Origin of the sequence: Streptomyces coelicoflavus, assembly GCF_003112555.1 — a bacterium.
GTDB classification, from domain to species: domain Bacteria; phylum Actinomycetota; class Actinomycetes; order Streptomycetales; family Streptomycetaceae; genus Streptomyces; species Streptomyces coelicoflavus.
Genome location: NZ_BEWB01000015.1, coordinates 21,858 through 38,238 on the forward strand (window position 1 = coordinate 21,858; position 16,381 = coordinate 38,238).

Sequence of the window (16,381 nt, forward strand, 5' to 3'; positions counted from 1 at the left end):
GCGGTCGTCCCCGCACCCGCGGGGGTTGCTCCTTGGCGCGGCGCTGGTACTCGGCGATCCCGGAGTCGTCCCCGCACCCGCGGGGGTTGCTCGAGGGTCGGGTTCTGGCGGCCGGATTCGATCTTGTCGTCCCCGCACCCGCGGGGGTTGCTCGCCGTCGGTCTCAGCGTCCGCGCCGTACCTGTCGTCGTCCCCGCACCCGCGGGGGTTGCTCCCCTGGTGAAGCCTGTGCCGTGGCGGCCGCAGCGTCGTCCCCGCACCCGCGGGGGTTGCTCTGGGGGACGTGAAGTCGGTCTCTGAAATCACGCGTCGTCCCCGCACCCGCGGGGGTTGCTCCACGACGCGGGACTCGCCGGACGTGCTGAGCGCGTCGTCCCCGCACCCGCGGGGGTTGCTCCCTGGTACCTCCCCGAGGACGCCGTGGAGAACGGTCGTCCCCGCACCCGCGGGGGTTGCTCGGCATACCTCATCGAGGGCGCCCGGGAGGGCGAGTCGTCCCCGCACCCGCGGGGGTTGCTCTCATGGCACCCAGCTCAGGGGGCTCGGTGCCATGTCGTCCCCGCACCCGCGGGGGTTGCTCCTCCTGCTGCTCCTCGGTGAGCCGGTCCATGTAGTCGTCCCCGCACCCGCGGGGGTTGCTCCTCCTAACGCCCCGGCCACCTCATCTCGTGTTCGTCGTCCCCGCACCCGCGGGGGTTGCTCCACCGGCTCCGGCCGGCCCGTGCCGTTGTACGCGTCGTCCCCGCACCCGCGGGGGTTGCTCCTGACGGTCTGTGTCGTCCATCTTGCCCACCTTGTCGTCCCCGCACCCGCGGGGGTTGCTCCATCCCGTACCTGGCCAGGGCGGTGTCACGACGTCGTCCCCGCACCCGCGGGGGTTGCTCGTCCACCCCTACCTTCGGTAGGGACCACCACCCGTCGTCCCGCACCCGCGGGGGTTGCTCCTACGTGGCCGGCACCTCGGGTCGTCCCCGCACCCGCGGGGGTTGCTCCCGGCAGCAGTGGGCCGAAACCCAGTACGGCATGTCGTCCCCGCACCTGCGGGGGTTGCTCCTTGTCGCGGCCGGGGAATGCCGGCGCGCTCGGGTCGTCCCCGCACCCGCGGGGGTTGCTCGGCGCAGCTGCAGCCCGAGGACGTCACGGACCCGTCGTCCCCGCACCTGCGGGGGTTGCTCGATGAGCGAGGCCGACGCCCGCCAGGCCGTCGCGGCGTCCCCGCACCTGCGGGGGTTGCTCTGCGCGTATCCGTGATCGGCTGTGGCCACCTCGGTCGTCCCCACACCCGCGGGGGGGGTGCTCCCACTACCAGATCAAGGGGCGGTGATGGCTGCCGTCTCCCCGCACCTGCGGGGTTACTCAGCCGGCCCCTGCCGTTCGGCCTGGACGACGAGGTCGTCCCCGCTCCCGCCGGGTTTGCTTCTTCGACTCCGTGCCGTTCCAGACGAGGCTGACGTCGTCCTCGCGCCCGCACGGCTGCTCCAAGGGCGCCGCCGACGCCTACCCCGTGCTGTGGTTGTCCCCGCACCCGCGGGGGTTGCTCCGTGCTGATCGGCCCACTGCCCCAGGTTGTGCATCCGCGCCGACGTTGGCGGGGGGTTGCTCCTCCTTCCATGCGGGTGCAGCTGACGGAGTGGGTGGTGTTGCATTTGCATCTCTGGCGCGCTCGTTACGTCTGCTTCCGTCGTAATCAGTTCCGAATGACGTCCATCGGTTGCTGGTAGGCAACGCACCTGCACGTGACAGGTGGCCTCGAAGCTCAGTGCTCGCCCTACCTCCTGCTCTGCCCATTGGATTGCTTCGGTTGCAGGTGTACGACGGCGGCCTGCTGGTGCTGTACGGTCCGCTTCGCCTGTTCCTGCTGCACGGTGCGGCGTCCCGTTGTCTCCCTGGCGTGCAGGTCCGGGAGCTTCTCGGCGATCGTGGTGCGCAGGGCCTTCTCGGCGCGAGCGTTGGCGACTTGGGCACGGTGGCTAGCGGCGAGCTTTCGCAACTCCCCGGCCTGGCGGGTGGCGCGACTGACGTCGTCGCGGTCGCTTTTGTCCATGTTGTGGCCGTGCCGGGCGGCGGTGGAGCGCATTTCCAGGAGCCGCTCGGTGGCCTTGTCCGCGCGGTCGGGCACGGGCTGACCCGCTGCACCGAGGGGTTGGGCGATCAGGCTGTCCCGGACGGTCTCCCACGTCTTCTCCAGCGCCTGTCGGGCGTCGCGCCGGGAGTCGGCTGCCGCGTTCCAGTACGCGGCGCGGTCTGCGGTCAGGCGCTGGGTCAGCTCGCGGTGTTCCTTCAGCGACGTGCCCGCCAGGCGCAGCGCGAGGCGGCTCTTGCCCTCCCTTTCGGCGAGCTTGCCGAGCTGGCTGGTGTGTTTCTCGGCTTGGCTGGCCGCGGTGTAGGCGGTCCTCTCGTGCTCCCGTGCGGTGGTGAGGTGGGTCTCCGCCTGGTCGAGGATTTGTCCGGCCTCGGCGGCGAACCGCTGCCCCCGGGTTGGCTGGCCGGTGGCCCGCTCCTGGTCGAGGCGGTCGGCGAGTTCGCGGGCCGTGGCCTCGGCCTTGGCGGCTTCGGTCTCGGCGTCGGCGGCAAGCCGGTCGCCCTCGGCGATGCGGTGGTTCAGCGCCTGCGGGGAGAGCGTGCCGTAGACGCGGGTCCGCCACGACGGCACCGCGCGTTCCTCGGCGCCGGCGTTCAGACGGGCGAGGAGCTGCTCGGCCTTCTCCTCGTCGAGCCGGGCCTGTTCCTGGCGCTGGGCTTCGTCCTTGGCCCGGCGGTGGGACAGGCTCACCGACTTCGCGCGGGCGGCCTTGGCCGTGCTCGTGGTCGTGGTCGTGGTCGTCTGGCGGAGCCTGCGTTCGGACTCGGCGCGGGCCTGCTCGGCGGACAGCTCGCGCTGCCGGGGCAGCGGTGCGGGCGTTGGCGGTTCACGCAGGAGGTCGGAGACCATGCTGTCCGGCCGGGACTGGCCCAGGAAACGGGCGAACGCGTCGATGGCGCGCTCCAGTCGTTCCTTCTCGCTGCGGGCCTCTCCGAGCCGGGCCTGGGTCCGCTCGTCCTCGAGGACGGCCAGCGGGAGCCACAGGTGGTTCTGGCGCCGCGCCCGGGTGATGCCGGGGTAGGTGGCGAAGGCGTTCGCGCCGTGGCCGTACGTCAGGGACGTGTTGCACGTGAGGCCCTGGCTCGCGGCGATCGTCATGGCATAGCCCAGGGACAGGGCTCCACCGGTGACCTTCCGGGTCGACACCCAGGCGGACTCCTCGCGGTAGCCGCCGGGGGCCTTGACGTCCGTCACGCGCCAGGTGATCTCGACGCGGTGGCGGTCGTCCAGGTCGGTGATGACGGCGCGGTAGCCGTTGAGCATGTCGGGGCCTTCGCCGCGGCGGGAGCGGTAGTCGTTCTCCCTGACGCGGACGACATCGCCCACGGCGAGGGTGAGGGTATCGCCACCGGGCAGGGTGTAGGTGTGCTCGGCGCCGAGTTCGCCGGCCTCGCGGCGGATCACCTGCGCGCCGAGGTTGAGGGCGTCGACGTCGCTGTTGCGGGCGGCGAGCACCACCATGTGGGCGATGAGGTCGTGCGGGTCGGCCCACTCCTGCAGACGCAGCTCGTCCCAGGCCATGAGGATCTGAGAGCGGGCCTCGTCGGCGCTCTCGGCAGGGTGGATGCGCCCGCCCTCGGCGAGCATCCGCAGCGCCAGCTCGTGGTTGCCGGTGCGCCACACGTCCAGCGCGGCCCGTTCGGCGGCGTCTTCCTGGCGGCGGTTCTCGGTGAGGGTGAGCCCGTGCACCAAGCGGTGGGTCCCCTTGAACCAGCCGCCCGGCCCGATCGCCTGAAGCTGGAGGTGGTCGCCGACGCAGACGACCTTCGTGCCGGTCCGGGCGGCCTCGCCCATCAGCAGGGCCGCGGTGCGGTCGTCGACCATCGTCGCCTCGTCCACGACCAGGACATCGACGCCGCGAAGACCGTTGCCGTTCTCGATCTCGCCGAGCCAGGCCGCCACGGTCCTGGCGGGGATACCGGAGGCGTCGTGCAGCTGCTGGGCGGCGACCGCGGCGAGGGTCGCGCCGGCGTACGTCGCACCGGTCGCGTCCCAGCCGATCCTGCACGCCTCCATCAGCGTGGACTTGCCCGCCCCCGCGACACCCACCAGGGCATCGACGCCGTGCCCGGCGGTGAGCACCCGGGTCACCGCGGCCTGCTGCTCGGCAGACAGCTCGAACCCGGCGGCGACCTGGAAGACATCGATGGCGGCGGCGGCCTGGCCCTCGGTGAGCTGCGCCGTGCCGGTGTCGAAGCGTTCCAGTGCCTGGACGCGCACGGACTTCTCCGCGTCGAGGATGTCCTGGGTGGTGTAGCGGGCGGTCGAGGACATGACGGTGGAACCGAGGGTGGGCACGCGCACCGCGTAACCAGTGACCTCCAGGACGTCGTCGCACAGCCGCTCCAGGCTGTCCGGGTCGGCGTCGAGGCCGTACTCCAGCGCGTTCGCCACGGCCGCGAGGAGCTGCGCGCGGGTGAACGTCTTCTCGCTCGCGGTCAGTCCCGTCTTCGGGTCGAACACGGCGGCCGCGAGGTCAGCGGGCGGCGGGATGTGCGGTCCGCCGCCTGGACTGTCGACGCCGGCGCCGCCGTCCGGGCCGGGCGGGCCGGGGGCGGATGCGGCCACCATCGCGTCGACGTCGCCGACAACGGCCTCGGCACGCTCGCGCCAGCTGTCGCGCATCGTCGTGGCGTCGACGTCGACCTTGTCGCGCTTGGTCGCCATCGAGGCGGCTTGCTTCTCGGTGCGGGAGGCGTCGGTGCCGGCCTTCTCGTCCACGAGCGCGGCCCGGCGGCTGAACGCGTCGCGCAGTTCGGCGGGCACCCCGTGGATCTCCCAGGCGCCGGTCCGCTCGACCCGTTCGCGCCGTACCCCGAACCGGCTGTAGGTCAGGGAGCGGACGCGGGCCTTGAAATAGGCGTCGGCGGCCGACGCGTGCCGGTGCAGGTCGTGCCCCGAGTTGGCGATCGAGCGCCACTCGCCGTCCGAGCAGAGCGCCATGTTGGCGATTGTCGCGTGCAGGTGCAGGTGGGGGTCGCCGGCCTCTCCGACCTGGATCGGTCGGGCGCTCTGGTGCTCGACCGACCATGCAAGCAGCCCACCGGTGCCCACCCGCACCGGTTCCCCGTCCCTACTGCCGACCGCGTACCCGGCCCACCTCTCCAACTGGCGGAAGGTGTCGCGCTTGGCCTCGTGCACCAGGTCGCGCAGCTCCTGCCCGCCGAGCGCGTCCATGAGCCCTTGCAGGACGCTGTCGCTCTTAGGGAGGTCGAGGACCAGGTCCCAGCCACGCACCCGATCGTCCACGCGCAGGTCTTTGTGCTCCCACGCGGTGGCCAGCTCCTCTTCGTCGTACACGTCGGCGAGGCGGAGGCCTGCGGCGCGCGCGAGCCTGTGCAGGGTGGCAACCTGCATCCGGTGAGCCTCGCCGAACCTGTTGACGTTGCGCTGCTGCGCTTGGAAAACACGAAACTGCTTGGGCCTGCCGTCGAACAGCTCGGCAGTCTTCACGCCTTGCTCCTCGGCCGCCTGCTCGATCGCCTCGACCAGCCGGGCGGTGGTGAGCTGTGCCTTCTCGTGAGCGCGGACCGACGTACGTGAGGTAACCAACCGGGCCCCGGTCGCCGGGTGGCAGCCCGCCATGATCCGCCGGGCGGCCGCCTTGCCCTCCTCGTCCAGAGCGGCACCCTCGACCAGCTCTAAGGCCTCCAGGCCGCTGCCCATCCAGACCAGCGAGGCCCCGCCCTCCGGTCGCAGCCGGTAGTCGACAGCCGGGATCCCGGCGTCGTCCAGGACCACCGTCTCGCCTCCACCGGTCTCCACCACCGCGCACCCGGCGTGCTCCTTGAGCCGGTACTCGACCTGCTCATCCGCCACGATCTTCGTCAGCCAGGCCACGGTTGTCCCTCTGTTCCCCACGTGCGCTTGTGCTTCCCCGCGTGCCGGGGTCCCCCGCGAGGGGAACCCCCTTTGTCCTCATGTCGTTTTTGATCTTTATGCCGCTTATGATCCTTGCATCTGCCGAGGCGAAGATCAGGCATCTGGTGCCCGCGGTCGGACGACGTTGTCGGACGACGTCAGAACGTCAGTGGCTGGCGACACGAAATGTCAGCGGACGGCGACATGAGGTGTGTCAGTAGGCGGTGACGGCTCGGAGAGCATCCGCAGGCTGTACGCGACGTTGTCGGGCAGGGCGTCGACGATGTCGCCGCGAGCGACCATGTCGGCGGCGGCGAGGTCTTCGAGGGCCTGGCGCTGGGCGGCGTCGGCGGTGTCGATGCCGCCGTCGACCCACACGCGCAGGAGGACCTCGGCCTCCACGGGCTGGATGGGGCCGCGGATGTCCGGGCGGGGGTTCTTCCTCCCGGCGATGGCTTCCACCTGATCGGGCCGCAGGACATTCAGGCGCGGGGCGGCCGTGTACCCGTCGGGCGGAACGTGCCGCAGGACGAGAGCGCCGCCGGTGTCGGGGTGGGTGCGCGCGTGGTCGAGCGCGAGGTCGAGGCGGGGCCCGGACCAGGACAGGGCGAGCGCGATGCCGTCGGCCGTCAGGGGCTTCTCGGCGTGCGCGAGTGCGGTGATCAGGGTCAGCGCGTCGCGGGCGGCACCGGGCCGTCGGCGGTCGAGGACTTCTCGCTGGCGGGGAAGCGCGAAGAGTTCGTCCGCTCCGGCGAGCAGGTCGGCCGGGTGGAGGTCCAGGCGGCGGGCGAGGTCGAGCAGGACGCGGACGGGCAGGTCGGGAAGCTCGTCGAGGTCGAGCTGGTGCTCGTGGACGCCGAGGAGGTCTGCGAGCTGCCAGGCGGTCATGCCGGCGGCGAGCAGGCGCCGCTTGAGGACGTGGGACTTCTGAACGGTGGCGTACTTGCGGCGGGCGCGGGGACCTTGGCGGCCGGGGCGGGGGCCGAAGCTGGCGTCATTGCTGATCACAGGCGGCTGCGGATGTCGTCGCTGAGGGCGGTGAGGTCGAGTCCGCGGTGGTGCATCCATCCGGCCTGTCGGGCGTCGTGGTGGTCCTCGTCGCCGTGGCGGCAGTGGGAGCGGTGGAGCCAGGCCGGGTTGAAGTGGATGCGGTAGCAGGTCCGCATGACGGCTTCGCGCAGACCGGGCTCGGGGCTTTTGCTGCCGGGGCTGTCGGGGTGGATGAACAGCGGGTCGGCGTCGGCGGCGCCTTGCTGGCGGCGGTAGGCGAGGTGGGCGGCGAGGAGCGGGGCGGCGTGCTCGGGCAAGGTGACGGGGTCCTCGGATTCGAGGTGGAGGACCTGGAGCGCGGTGAGCTCGATGCTGGCGTGGCGGTGGGTCCTCCATCGCCAGGGGACGCGCAGGTAGCGGGTCTCTTCGGTCTCGTACGGGCTGCCGGTGACGGGGAGGCGGATGCTGCTGCCGTCGGGGGCGGTGTTGCCGCAGGTGATCAGGCCGAGTCCGGTGGGTTCGTGGGAGAGGTGGATGGACAGGGCGGTGGCGGCGGCGTCCTCGATCGTGGCTGCGGCCCGGATCTTGTCGCAGGTGCGGGAGTCGAGCTGGCTGAGGAGGCGGGTGGTGGGGCGGGCGCCGAGGGTCTCCATCTGCCAGCGCAGCAGGTAGCCGCGGAAGAAGAGGGCGGTCTGGATGCCTCGGAGCCGGGTGAGGGCGTGGGCCTGGTCGGGGGCCGGGCCGATGCGGTGGTCGCGGAGGTAGAAGGTGAGGCGGGCGGACAGGGCGCGGGTGTGGCCGGGGCTGCCGGGAATCCGGGTGTGGCCGGCCAGGCCGCGGCGGGTCAGCCACTGGTCGGCGAGGTGGACCTCGCGGTCGTAGACGGCGCGTACGGCGGTGAAGGTGTTGCCGGGCAGCTTCGCGCGGCAGTGGGCGAGGAAGACGGGGAAGTCCTGCATAGGCAGGGCGGGGCCGGTGCCTTCGGCCCAGGAGGTCTTCGCGTCGGCTTGCAGCCCGCCTGTGAGGACCCGGGAGGGCGGCGGGAGCTCACGCATGAACGCGGGGAAGTCGATCGCGCTGAACCGGTATCCGTCCTCGCGGAAGGCCCGCAGCGGGGCAGGGACGTACGCGTTGTCCTCGGTGGTCGGCCAGATCAGCCAGACGGTGCACAGGGCGCGGCGCCCGAGCTGGGCGAGGAGTTCCAGGGCTTCGCCGGGCAGGCGGTGGGCGCGGTCGATGACGAGGTGGCGAGTCTGGTCGGCGGACAGTTGGGCGGCGGCCTGGCGCCAGGCGTCATCGGCGGGGGCCCGGTCGGCGAGGAGGGTGGAGGGGCTGCGGCCGGTGGCGGTGAGGATGTCGAGGACGAGGTCGCTGGTCCGGCCGCCGGGGGTGGGGCGCACGACGAGGCGGCCGGGGCCTTCGACGGCGGCCAGGCGGCGCACGATGCGGTGGTCGTCGCCCGCGTTGCGGACCAGGACGAGCCGGGGCCCGGGGCGCCGCTCGCAGTTGGGGACCGTCTCCGCAACGGTGGTCTCAGACATGGACGCCGCCGCCGAGGAGGGTGAGGGCGTTGTCGATGACCTCGGTGTCGATGCGGGAGCGTCCGGCGTCCTGGCAGAGGCCGGCGGCGGTGTGGGTGAAGGCGGCCCAGTCGCGCATGGTGCCCTGTCCGTACAGTTCGTCGATCTGCCGCAGCAGTGCGGCGTCGGCTTCCGCGTAGATGGGGTGGTAGCCGCGCATCAGGTCGGGGACTTCGTCGGCGGCCAGCGGGCGGAAGGGCAGACGGCGAAAGACCCGGGAGCGGAGCATCGGCTCGCGGGAGAGGACTTCCCAGCAGCCGTCACCGCCGACGTAGAGGAGGGCGAACTTCGTCTTCGGCTCGTCGTGGAGGTGGCGCAGCAGCTCGATGCAGTCGCTGTTGAGGCGCTGCGCCTCGTCGACGACGAGCAGGCGGCGGGGGTGGGCGAGCAGGTCCAGGAGCTTGTTGGTGATGTGGAACCGGTTGCGGCTGTTGGAGGCGGTGGTGCCGGTCAGTGCGGCCAGGAGCTGGTCGGCGACCAGGCGCATGGTGGGCCGCGCGGTGAAGGACAGCGTGCACACGGCCGGGCCGCCGCGGACTGCCTGTTCCTCCAGGGCGGACTCGACCGCGTACGTCTTGCCGGTGCCGGCCGGGCCGTGGATGACGCCGGTGGCGTTGTTCTTCACGAGGTCGTCGACAACGCGGTGGGCGAGCTGGAAGGTGCCGGTCGGCAGCGTCGCGGCGCCGGTGAGGTCGGCGAAGTGCCGGGGCATTCAGCTCTCCTTCTTGTCGGGCGTGGTGAGCGGGGTGATGCCGAGCAGGGAGGTGGAGGAGCGGGCCCGCAGGGCGGCGTCCAGGGCCTGGCGGGAGGCGCCGCGGCCGGTCTTCTGGTCGACGAGCCGGGATTCGGCGGCCGGGGCTCCGTCGCCGGTCATCGGGGCGAGGGTGCGCCGGGCCCGGTGGGAAGCGCGGCGGCGCTCCTGGCCAAGGCGTTTGGCCTCGGCGGCCGCGTGGATGCGGAAGGCGTCGGTCTGCTCGGCGGTGAGTAGACCGGTGGGGTGCGCGGTGCACAGATGCTTGCCCGCGAGGTAGACCTCGATCTGCCGGTCGTCGTGCGGCATGTAGCGGATCTGGACGACCTGTCCGCCGCGGCCCTGGAGCTCGGGGGCGACGTAGGACAGGGAGTTGAAGCTGATCCCGTCCTTGCGGATCGTGCGCTCGACGTCGGCGAGCATGAGGTGCCGCAGCTCGTCGGCGGGGATACGCCGCAGGGGCGCGGGATCGTCCGTCCATGCCTGGAGGGGGGTACGGCCGCCGAGCATCCGGTGCGGGCGCTCGGTGTTGTACCAGCGGGCCCAGGCGGCGAACCGGTCGACGAACCGCTCGATGCGCATCGGCCCGCCCGCTTGGCCTTCGGCTGCCTGCTTGGCGGCCACCGAGTCCTTGATAGGCCCGTACAGCTTGCCGCCGGCGTCGCGCGGCCCGCCGGTGAAGCCGGGGAGCTGGGAGATCAGCATCTGCTCGATGGTCAAGTTCAGGCGCTCTACCTTGCCCTTTCGATGCGGCTGAAAAGCGGGAAGTCGGTGCATGACGACGGCCAGGGTGCCGAGCGCCGCCTCGACGGCGTCAGCCGCGAACTCCAGGCCACGGTCGATGCGCACGCGTTCGGGCACCGCGCCGAACGGCGAGACGTCCGGGTCGTGCAGCATGGCCATCCGCATCGCGGTGAACACCGTCCCCGACGTCGGGGTCAGGGCTACGGCCCAGCCGAGCAGGGCGCGGGTGCCGTCGTCGACGACGGTCGTCATCCACGGGCAGAGCGCTTTGCCCTTCGGCGGCAGGACCAGCAGCGGGATCTGCTTGTGGTCCATCTCCCAGCACCGGCCCCGCAGCGCCGACGGTCGGCTCAGGTACACCGAGGCCGCGCGTCGGCCAGACTCCCCGCTCTGCCACGCCGCCCGCTCGGCCGGGGTCAACTCCCCGGCGAACGCGCGCTGCAAGGTCCGCAGGGTCACCGACCGCGTCCCTGTCCACCCTTCAGCCAGGAAGGTGGGCACCGGCGCCCCGGCCGTGGTGCCGTCCCCGGCGACCACCGCCTGCCGGGCGCGGTGCAGGGCTGCGATGTTGCCCCGGTAGAAGGCGAACGCCTCACGGTCGGTCTCGCTCAGGACGTAGTGCGGCCGTGGCTGCCGGACGGTGCGGTCGGCCGGCGGGGACATCCACCGCCACACGGTGCGCTCGCTCACCCCGCAGCTCCGCGCGACGATCCGCACGTGTCCGGCCGTCAGCGCCCCGTCGGCGCGCAGCTCCTCCAGCCGTGCCACCGCCGTCTGTCGAACTTCCGCCGCGATCATCGCCACGTCCCGAAGTGTCAGTGGCCTGTCGCCGCGGCGACAGGCCCGCGACATCGGCACCGCTCGAACCGGTGAACCCTCCCCGAACCGCTTGCGGCGAGGCCCGTCCAGCCGCTACTCCGGACACCGGTGTCCGCCGTCCCGGAAACGACCGATTCCGGGACGGTCGCCCGCAGGGCGGCCGGAGCACGAGAGGCGTCCCGAAAGGCGTCCCGAAACCGATGGGCGCGGCGGAGAAGCGGGACGGGTATTCGGGACGAGCCGCTTCGGCGGGCCAAGCGGGAGGGGAACGCGTGAACGAGGTGGACGAGATCGCCCGCGCCGAGCTGATCGAGCGCGAGCCGTGCCCGCGGTGCGGGGCGCCGCCCGGGTCGGTGTGCCGGGCGAACTCCGGCGTCGTCGCCGTCGACTACCACACCGGCCGCTACGGCAAGATCCCCGCACTCAAGTCCGGCCCCGCGATCCGTATCCCCGCCGCACGCGGCCCCGGCCGCACCTGGCAGCCCGGCCCCGAACCCAACCTCGACCCCGCAGTCCTCACGCGGGCCGGCGACCGCATCGGGTATGCCCGCGTCTCCAGCAAGGGCCAGGACCTCGCCGGACAGGTCCGCCTCCTGAAGAAGGCCGACTGCATCCGCATCTACGTCGAGAAGATCGGCACCCGCGAGAAGATCCGCCCCGAGTACAACGCGGCGCTCGCCGACCTCCGCCCGGCCGACACCCTCACCGTCACCATGCTCGACCGCCTCGGCCGCAACATGATCGAGCTCATCACCTCCGCACAGGACCTCGCCGAACGCGACCACCGCCTGGAGATCCTCGGCGGCCCTCTGTCCGGCATCTACGACCCGCAGGGTGCGGGCAAGGTCCTCTTCGTGGTGTTCGCTGCCATGGCTGAGGTCGAGCGGGAGTTCATCCACGAGCGGACCCTGATCGGCCTGGACACCGCTGCGGCGAACGGCAACCACGGCGGCCGCCCGCCCGCAATCGACGGCGATCAGCTTGCCGTCGCCCTGCGGCGCCGCGACGCCAAGGAACCCGTCACCTCGATCGCCCGGCACCTCGGCGTCGGCCGCTCCACCCTCTACCGCACCCTGGCCGCGTATGACGAAGCCGCCGCGACCACCGACGCACCGCGCGACGCCGGGCGCTGACGCCCCACGCGCCCGCCGGAGTTCAGGCGTCGCGCAGCAGGGGGCCGAAGGTCTCGCGGCCAAGCTCCTCTGCCCGCGTCTGGCTGACGACGGCACCCTTCACCTGCGGGTGTCCCTCGGCCCATGTGCGGGCGGAGGCGTCGCCGGTGAAGAAGTTCAGCGCGTCGCAGCACACTGCGGCGGCCGGTCCCGCATACCCGCGGTGGCCGACGAACACGACCGTCCCCGCCGGTTCCCATACCGTGGTGCCGCCCGTCATGGTGATGGTGACCGGCTCGGCGGTGACCGGGTCCGATGAAGAGATCACCACGTCCTGGTCGAGCATGGCCGCGATGCCGAGCGCGTCGATCGCGCACATCGACCACACCTGGACCCCGTCGGCGAAACTGACCCGGTGCCGGGTCGCCACGGTGGAGAACGGATACGCGGCCAGGATCTGTCCGTTCTTATCAAGGGTCAGGAAGTCCTCGCGGTCCAGCTCGGCGAGTACCTGGGTGGCCGTGCGCCCGGCGGTGGCGGCTGGCGCCTCCAACTCGGCCGGTGCCGGGGCGCTCCCGGTCGAGGCGAAGTGCCGCAGCACCGCCTGGTGCACCGCCCGCAGCCCACCCTCAACCGGGGCACGACGCCCCCGGCCGCCGCGCCCGATCGGGTCCAGGATGTCCGGGTCGCAGCAGTCCTCGCCCGTGACCGCGGACGAGCCGATGCTCAGGCCCGCGAGAGCCTGTCGCAGGAGCTCCACGCTCGGTGCCCCGTCGGTGCGGCCGTCCGCGTCCCGGTACAGGCGGCACGACACACTGGGCGCCGAACCCGCGACCGCGAACGGGTCGACGCCGTCGATCAGCACCGTGGGCGAGCCGGTCATGCCCCAGTGCGCTGCATCGGCTTCCTCCCGCACCTCGACAAGCTGCACTTCCGCCGCCCGGCCGTCCAGCGCGGCAGCGATCCTCTCCTGGGCAACCGGCGCGTTCGGGCAGTCGGGAACTGTCAAAACGGTGATGCGCATTTTCGTGGCCTTCCAGCTCATGGTCTGTGCGTCCGACGCTAGACCTTCCACCGCACTGGAAGGTCAAGGCGTAGCCTGGACGCATGCGCATCGGGGACCTCGCCACCGCCAGCGGACTGACCACCAAGACCATCCGCTTCTACGAGCAGGCCGGACTGCTGCCCGCACCACCCCGTACAGCGTCCGGGTACCGCGACTACGCCGATGAGACGGCCAACCGGCTCGCGTTCATCCGCGACGCCCAGGGCGCCGGCCTCACCCTCGCCGAAATCCGCTCCGTCCTCGCTCTGCGAGACAGCGGCGAATCCCCCTGCGAACACGTCACCGGCCTGATCAGCCAGCACCTCGGCGACATCGAAGAACGCTTGGCCGAACTCCGCAAGACCCGCACCGCACTGCGCGATCTCGCTCAGCGGGCAGCCCAGACCGACTCCGCCGCGTGCGGCGAGAACGGCATCTGCACCATCCTGTCGCCGCACTGACCAAGTCGAAGCCTCCGCCACTGACACACCACATGTCGCCGGGCACTGACACTCTCGTGTCGCCCGACAGACGTCGGAACGCAATGGGTAGCGACGTCAGATGTCATCGGCGACATGGGGTGCGTCAATGTGTCGGCTCGGTGAGCGCCCACAAGTTCACGAGGCCGGCCGGGGACGACGTCGCGTGATGTCGGCGTAGGTGACCATTCGGCAGCAGCAGGGACTTCGAGGGCATGACGCTGGGCGGCGGGCGGCGTACGGAGGCGTGCGGCTAGCTTCTGTACTTTTCCGGGATCAGCACGATGCCGCGAGTTCAGCCTCTCTGAAGACGACGCAGCCCCCGTTCGCCGACACAGAGGAAGGCGAAGGGGGGCCGGCCGGGACCAGGCAAGGGGCTGCGCTGCTAACGGGCTGCCAGCTCGGTCAGCAGCGCCGTGTACTCGTCCGGGTGCTGCTCCCGCAGGATGTCCATCCACACTCGGGCGCCTTGGACGAACGTCTCGGCTGTCATCTTCTGGTGCAGGTGGTGAACGCAGTAGAAGGCGTCGTCGTAGGGAAGTCGCTTAGGCTGTTTCGGCTGCGCCGCCTCCGCGTTGGCCGGGTCGGTCTCCTCCGCGCCGGCGCGCGGTTCCGGGATGGACTCGGGAGCAGCCTGCTCGCGCTCGGCGGGCGGTGCAAGTGTGGTGGGCCGAGGCGCTGCGGCCTGTGTCAGGGCCGACGCAGCAGCGGGTGCAGTGGCGGGCTGGTCGGCGACCTGACCGCCTGGCGTCTCCGGGATTATCACGCCGTGATAATTGGCAGGGCCGGCCGAGCGCTCGACCACTTCCCGGCTCTGGGCCTCCGTCCTCGCCCGGGCCGCTTCCGCCCGTTCGTCCGCTTTGGCTCGCTGCTCCTCGGCGGACAGCTTGCCGAGGTTGCGGACGTGTTCCACCTTCCGCGCCCCGGTGACCAGGTCCTTCTGAAGCTCGGGAGCGAGCTTCAGAAGGGACAGCTTGCTGGAGATGGTGTTCTGCGGAATGCCCAGCCGCTTGGCCGCCTTGGTCTGGGAACCGTAGTAGTCGACCAGGGACTTCAGGGCGTGGGCCTCCTCCAGGTCCGTCATGTCGTCGCGGTGGTAGTTCGCGACGAACGCGGCCTCGAGCAGGGCTTCGTCGGTGGCGACCCGTCCGTTGTCGACGCGGACGGGGATGGTGGCCAGACCGACGCGACGAGCGGCCTCGAGGCGCCGGTGGCCGTCGACGACGATGTACTGCGCCCCGTCGTCGAGGTCGCCGGCGCGGTCCGACCGGTTGCGCAGGTAGGCGTCGACCGTGGCCACGGCGATCGGGATGATGAGGCCGACCTCGCGGACGCTCTGCACCGTCTCGTCGAGGTTGCGCAGGTGGTTGCGCGGGTTGTCGGGGTTCTCGCTGATGAGGGTGACCGGCAGCTCGGTGATGGCCGCCGCGGTCGACTCCTCGCCCCCGATAGTCTGGTCGATGAGATTGCGTCGGGAGGACCGCGCTCCACGTGCTGCACCGAACGCGGGTGCCGATCCCAGGGTGTCGGCCTTGCTCACCGGGTGGCTCCCCTCGCTACTTGCCGCATGGCTTCCGCCTGATCACTCTGGGGCGCGTAGGAGAGCAGCGGCATCCGCTTGCGGACCGCTTCCCGCTGCTCCTTCAGGTCGCCGATGACGGCGAGGACCTTCGGGTCGCCGAGCGACTTCCAGTTGTCCAGGGACGACGTGGCGACGTAACCGCGGCGTGAGTCGTAGAGGTTGACGACCAGGCCGAGGTAGTCGATCTCGAGGGACAGGTCGTCGCAGAGGTCCTCGATCTGCTGGGCGAGCATCCCGTAGGCGGTGGCGGAGGAGTCCTCGGCGAGTACGGGGATGACGACCCCGGAGCCACCGGCGGCCTCGCCCCGGCGCCGGCGCCCGTAGTAGAGGGCGGCGTCCATGGCGATGCCGAGGCTGGGCGGGCAGTCGACGATGATGACGTCGTAGTCGGCCTCCAGGGGCCGCAGCGCCAGCTCGAGCGCGGCCTCCTTCTGGAACCCGCGCTTCTGCGTCGCCACGACGGCGATCTTCGCGTCGAGGAGGAAGCCGTCGAAGCAGGCGGGCAGGACGTGCAGGCGCTTCTCGAACCGCGGGTCCCTTATCTCGACGACGAGGTCGCGCAGGTCTCCGCTGCCTTCGCCGCACATGTGGGAGACGAGGCTGTCGTGGTCCGGCTCGATCTGGGGGACTCCGAGCTGTTCGCTGAGGTGTCCCTGCGGGTCGAAGTCGACGACGAGGACGCGCTTGCCCGCCTCGGCGTAGGCCTCGCCGATACCGGCGGAGATGGCGGTCTTGCCGACGCCGCCCTTCTGGTTGCCGACGATCTTGCGCTCGGGGTCGGTGCCGCGGGCACCGTGCCGAGGGGAGGGGTTGGCGTCGAGCCAGCCGCGGATCGACTGGGCGAGTCCCTGGGTGTAGGAGACGCCACGGTCGGTGCAGGTCTCCTTGAACTGCTCGTACAGCCCTGGCGGAAGCCACGTGGAGAACGACCTCGCACCGGCGGTGTCCACGTCGGCACTACCGCCCGCGCTCTCCCGCCAGTCGTTGATGGCCGCCTCGACGGCGTCCTGGATGTCCAGGCTGAGCTCGGCGGCGCGAACCTTGAGTGCTTGCTGGAGCGCCGAGGGCAGCTTGGACGCTACCTTTTCCCGGTCTCCGTCGGGGTAAGGAGATGCCATGACGTCAGCATACTGACTCCAGTTGGCGCGATGACAACCGCTTTGCATGTTCTGACGGAGTTTCACCCGATGGGCGCCCGGCCTGTCTCGCCGAAGGTGTGCCAGTCTCGGTCTGTCCGGGTCGTCATCGCGGACACCATCAAGGCAGCAGCCACCGGGAATCGTAGGGACGACAGTCTTGGCATTGGCCCAACTCGACCCGCATGACCTAGCGTTC

General features: G+C 71.4%; 10 protein-coding genes and 1 CRISPR repeat array (1 of these 11 running past the window's edge). Of the genes, 2 read left to right on the top strand and 8 right to left on the bottom strand.

Annotated features, from left to right (window positions below):
• A CRISPR array of direct repeats spans positions 1–885; the repeat unit is 28 nt; unit sequence GTCGTCCCCGCACCCGCGGGGGTTGCTC (it extends 180 nt beyond the left edge of the window).
• A gap of 883 nt (positions 886–1,768) precedes the next feature.
• The 5 genes from mobF to Sco07f_RS32170 form a co-directional block, all read right to left on the bottom strand.
• A complete protein-coding gene (mobF, locus tag Sco07f_RS32150; protein ID WP_108989900.1) occupies positions 1,769–5,923 on the bottom strand; it encodes a MobF family relaxase in 4,155 nt (1,384 codons plus the stop codon).
• A 210-nt stretch (positions 5,924–6,133) separates the two neighbouring features.
• Positions 6,134–6,952 carry a hypothetical protein gene (locus Sco07f_RS32155; RefSeq protein ID WP_108989901.1) on the bottom strand — a complete coding sequence of 273 codons (819 nt, stop codon included), beginning with the start codon at positions 6,950–6,952 and terminating at the stop codon, positions 6,134–6,136.
• Positions 6,949–8,475: an ATP-binding protein gene (locus tag Sco07f_RS32160; protein WP_108989902.1), complete on the bottom strand. Its 1,527-nt coding sequence runs from the start codon at positions 8,473–8,475 to the stop codon at positions 6,949–6,951. Before Sco07f_RS32160 ends, Sco07f_RS32155 begins: the two co-directional genes overlap by 4 nt.
• Positions 8,468–9,226, bottom strand: a complete 759-nt coding sequence (locus Sco07f_RS32165; protein ID WP_108989903.1) for an AAA family ATPase — start codon at positions 9,224–9,226, stop codon at positions 8,468–8,470. Before Sco07f_RS32165 ends, Sco07f_RS32160 begins: the two co-directional genes overlap by 8 nt.
• Positions 9,227–10,807 (bottom strand): Mu transposase C-terminal domain-containing protein, encoded by a 1,581-nt coding sequence (locus Sco07f_RS32170; RefSeq protein ID WP_108989904.1) that lies wholly within the window; start codon positions 10,805–10,807, stop codon positions 9,227–9,229.
• 293 nt (positions 10,808–11,100) lie between these two features.
• Here Sco07f_RS32170 and Sco07f_RS32175 point away from each other — a divergent pair, with 293 nt between their 5' ends.
• Positions 11,101–11,961, top strand: a complete 861-nt coding sequence (locus Sco07f_RS32175) for a recombinase family protein (RefSeq protein WP_159106999.1) — start codon at positions 11,101–11,103, stop codon at positions 11,959–11,961.
• Positions 11,962–11,983: 22 nt separating this feature from the next.
• On the opposite strand, the gene merB is transcribed toward Sco07f_RS32175, so the two are convergent.
• Entirely contained in the window at positions 11,984–12,985 is a 1,002-nt protein-coding gene (merB, locus tag Sco07f_RS32180) for an organomercurial lyase (RefSeq protein ID WP_244942177.1), read from the bottom strand.
• 62 nt (positions 12,986–13,047) lie between these two features.
• Between merB and Sco07f_RS32185 the strand changes: the two genes are divergently transcribed.
• A complete protein-coding gene (locus Sco07f_RS32185) occupies positions 13,048–13,446 on the top strand; it encodes a heavy metal-responsive transcriptional regulator (RefSeq protein ID WP_108989907.1) in 399 nt (132 codons plus the stop codon).
• Between the two features lie 403 nt (positions 13,447–13,849).
• Here the strand turns inward: Sco07f_RS32185 and Sco07f_RS32190 are convergent, their stop codons facing one another.
• Both Sco07f_RS32190 and Sco07f_RS32195 read right to left on the bottom strand, forming a co-directional pair.
• Positions 13,850–15,004 (bottom strand): ParB/RepB/Spo0J family partition protein, encoded by a 1,155-nt coding sequence (locus Sco07f_RS32190; RefSeq protein ID WP_108989908.1) that lies wholly within the window; start codon positions 15,002–15,004, stop codon positions 13,850–13,852.
• Positions 15,001–16,164 carry a ParA family protein gene (locus Sco07f_RS32195; protein WP_108989909.1) on the bottom strand — a complete coding sequence of 388 codons (1,164 nt, stop codon included), beginning with the start codon at positions 16,162–16,164 and terminating at the stop codon, positions 15,001–15,003. The genes Sco07f_RS32190 and Sco07f_RS32195 overlap by 4 nt, the downstream gene beginning before the upstream one ends.
• Between the last annotated feature and the right edge of the window lie 217 nt (positions 16,165–16,381).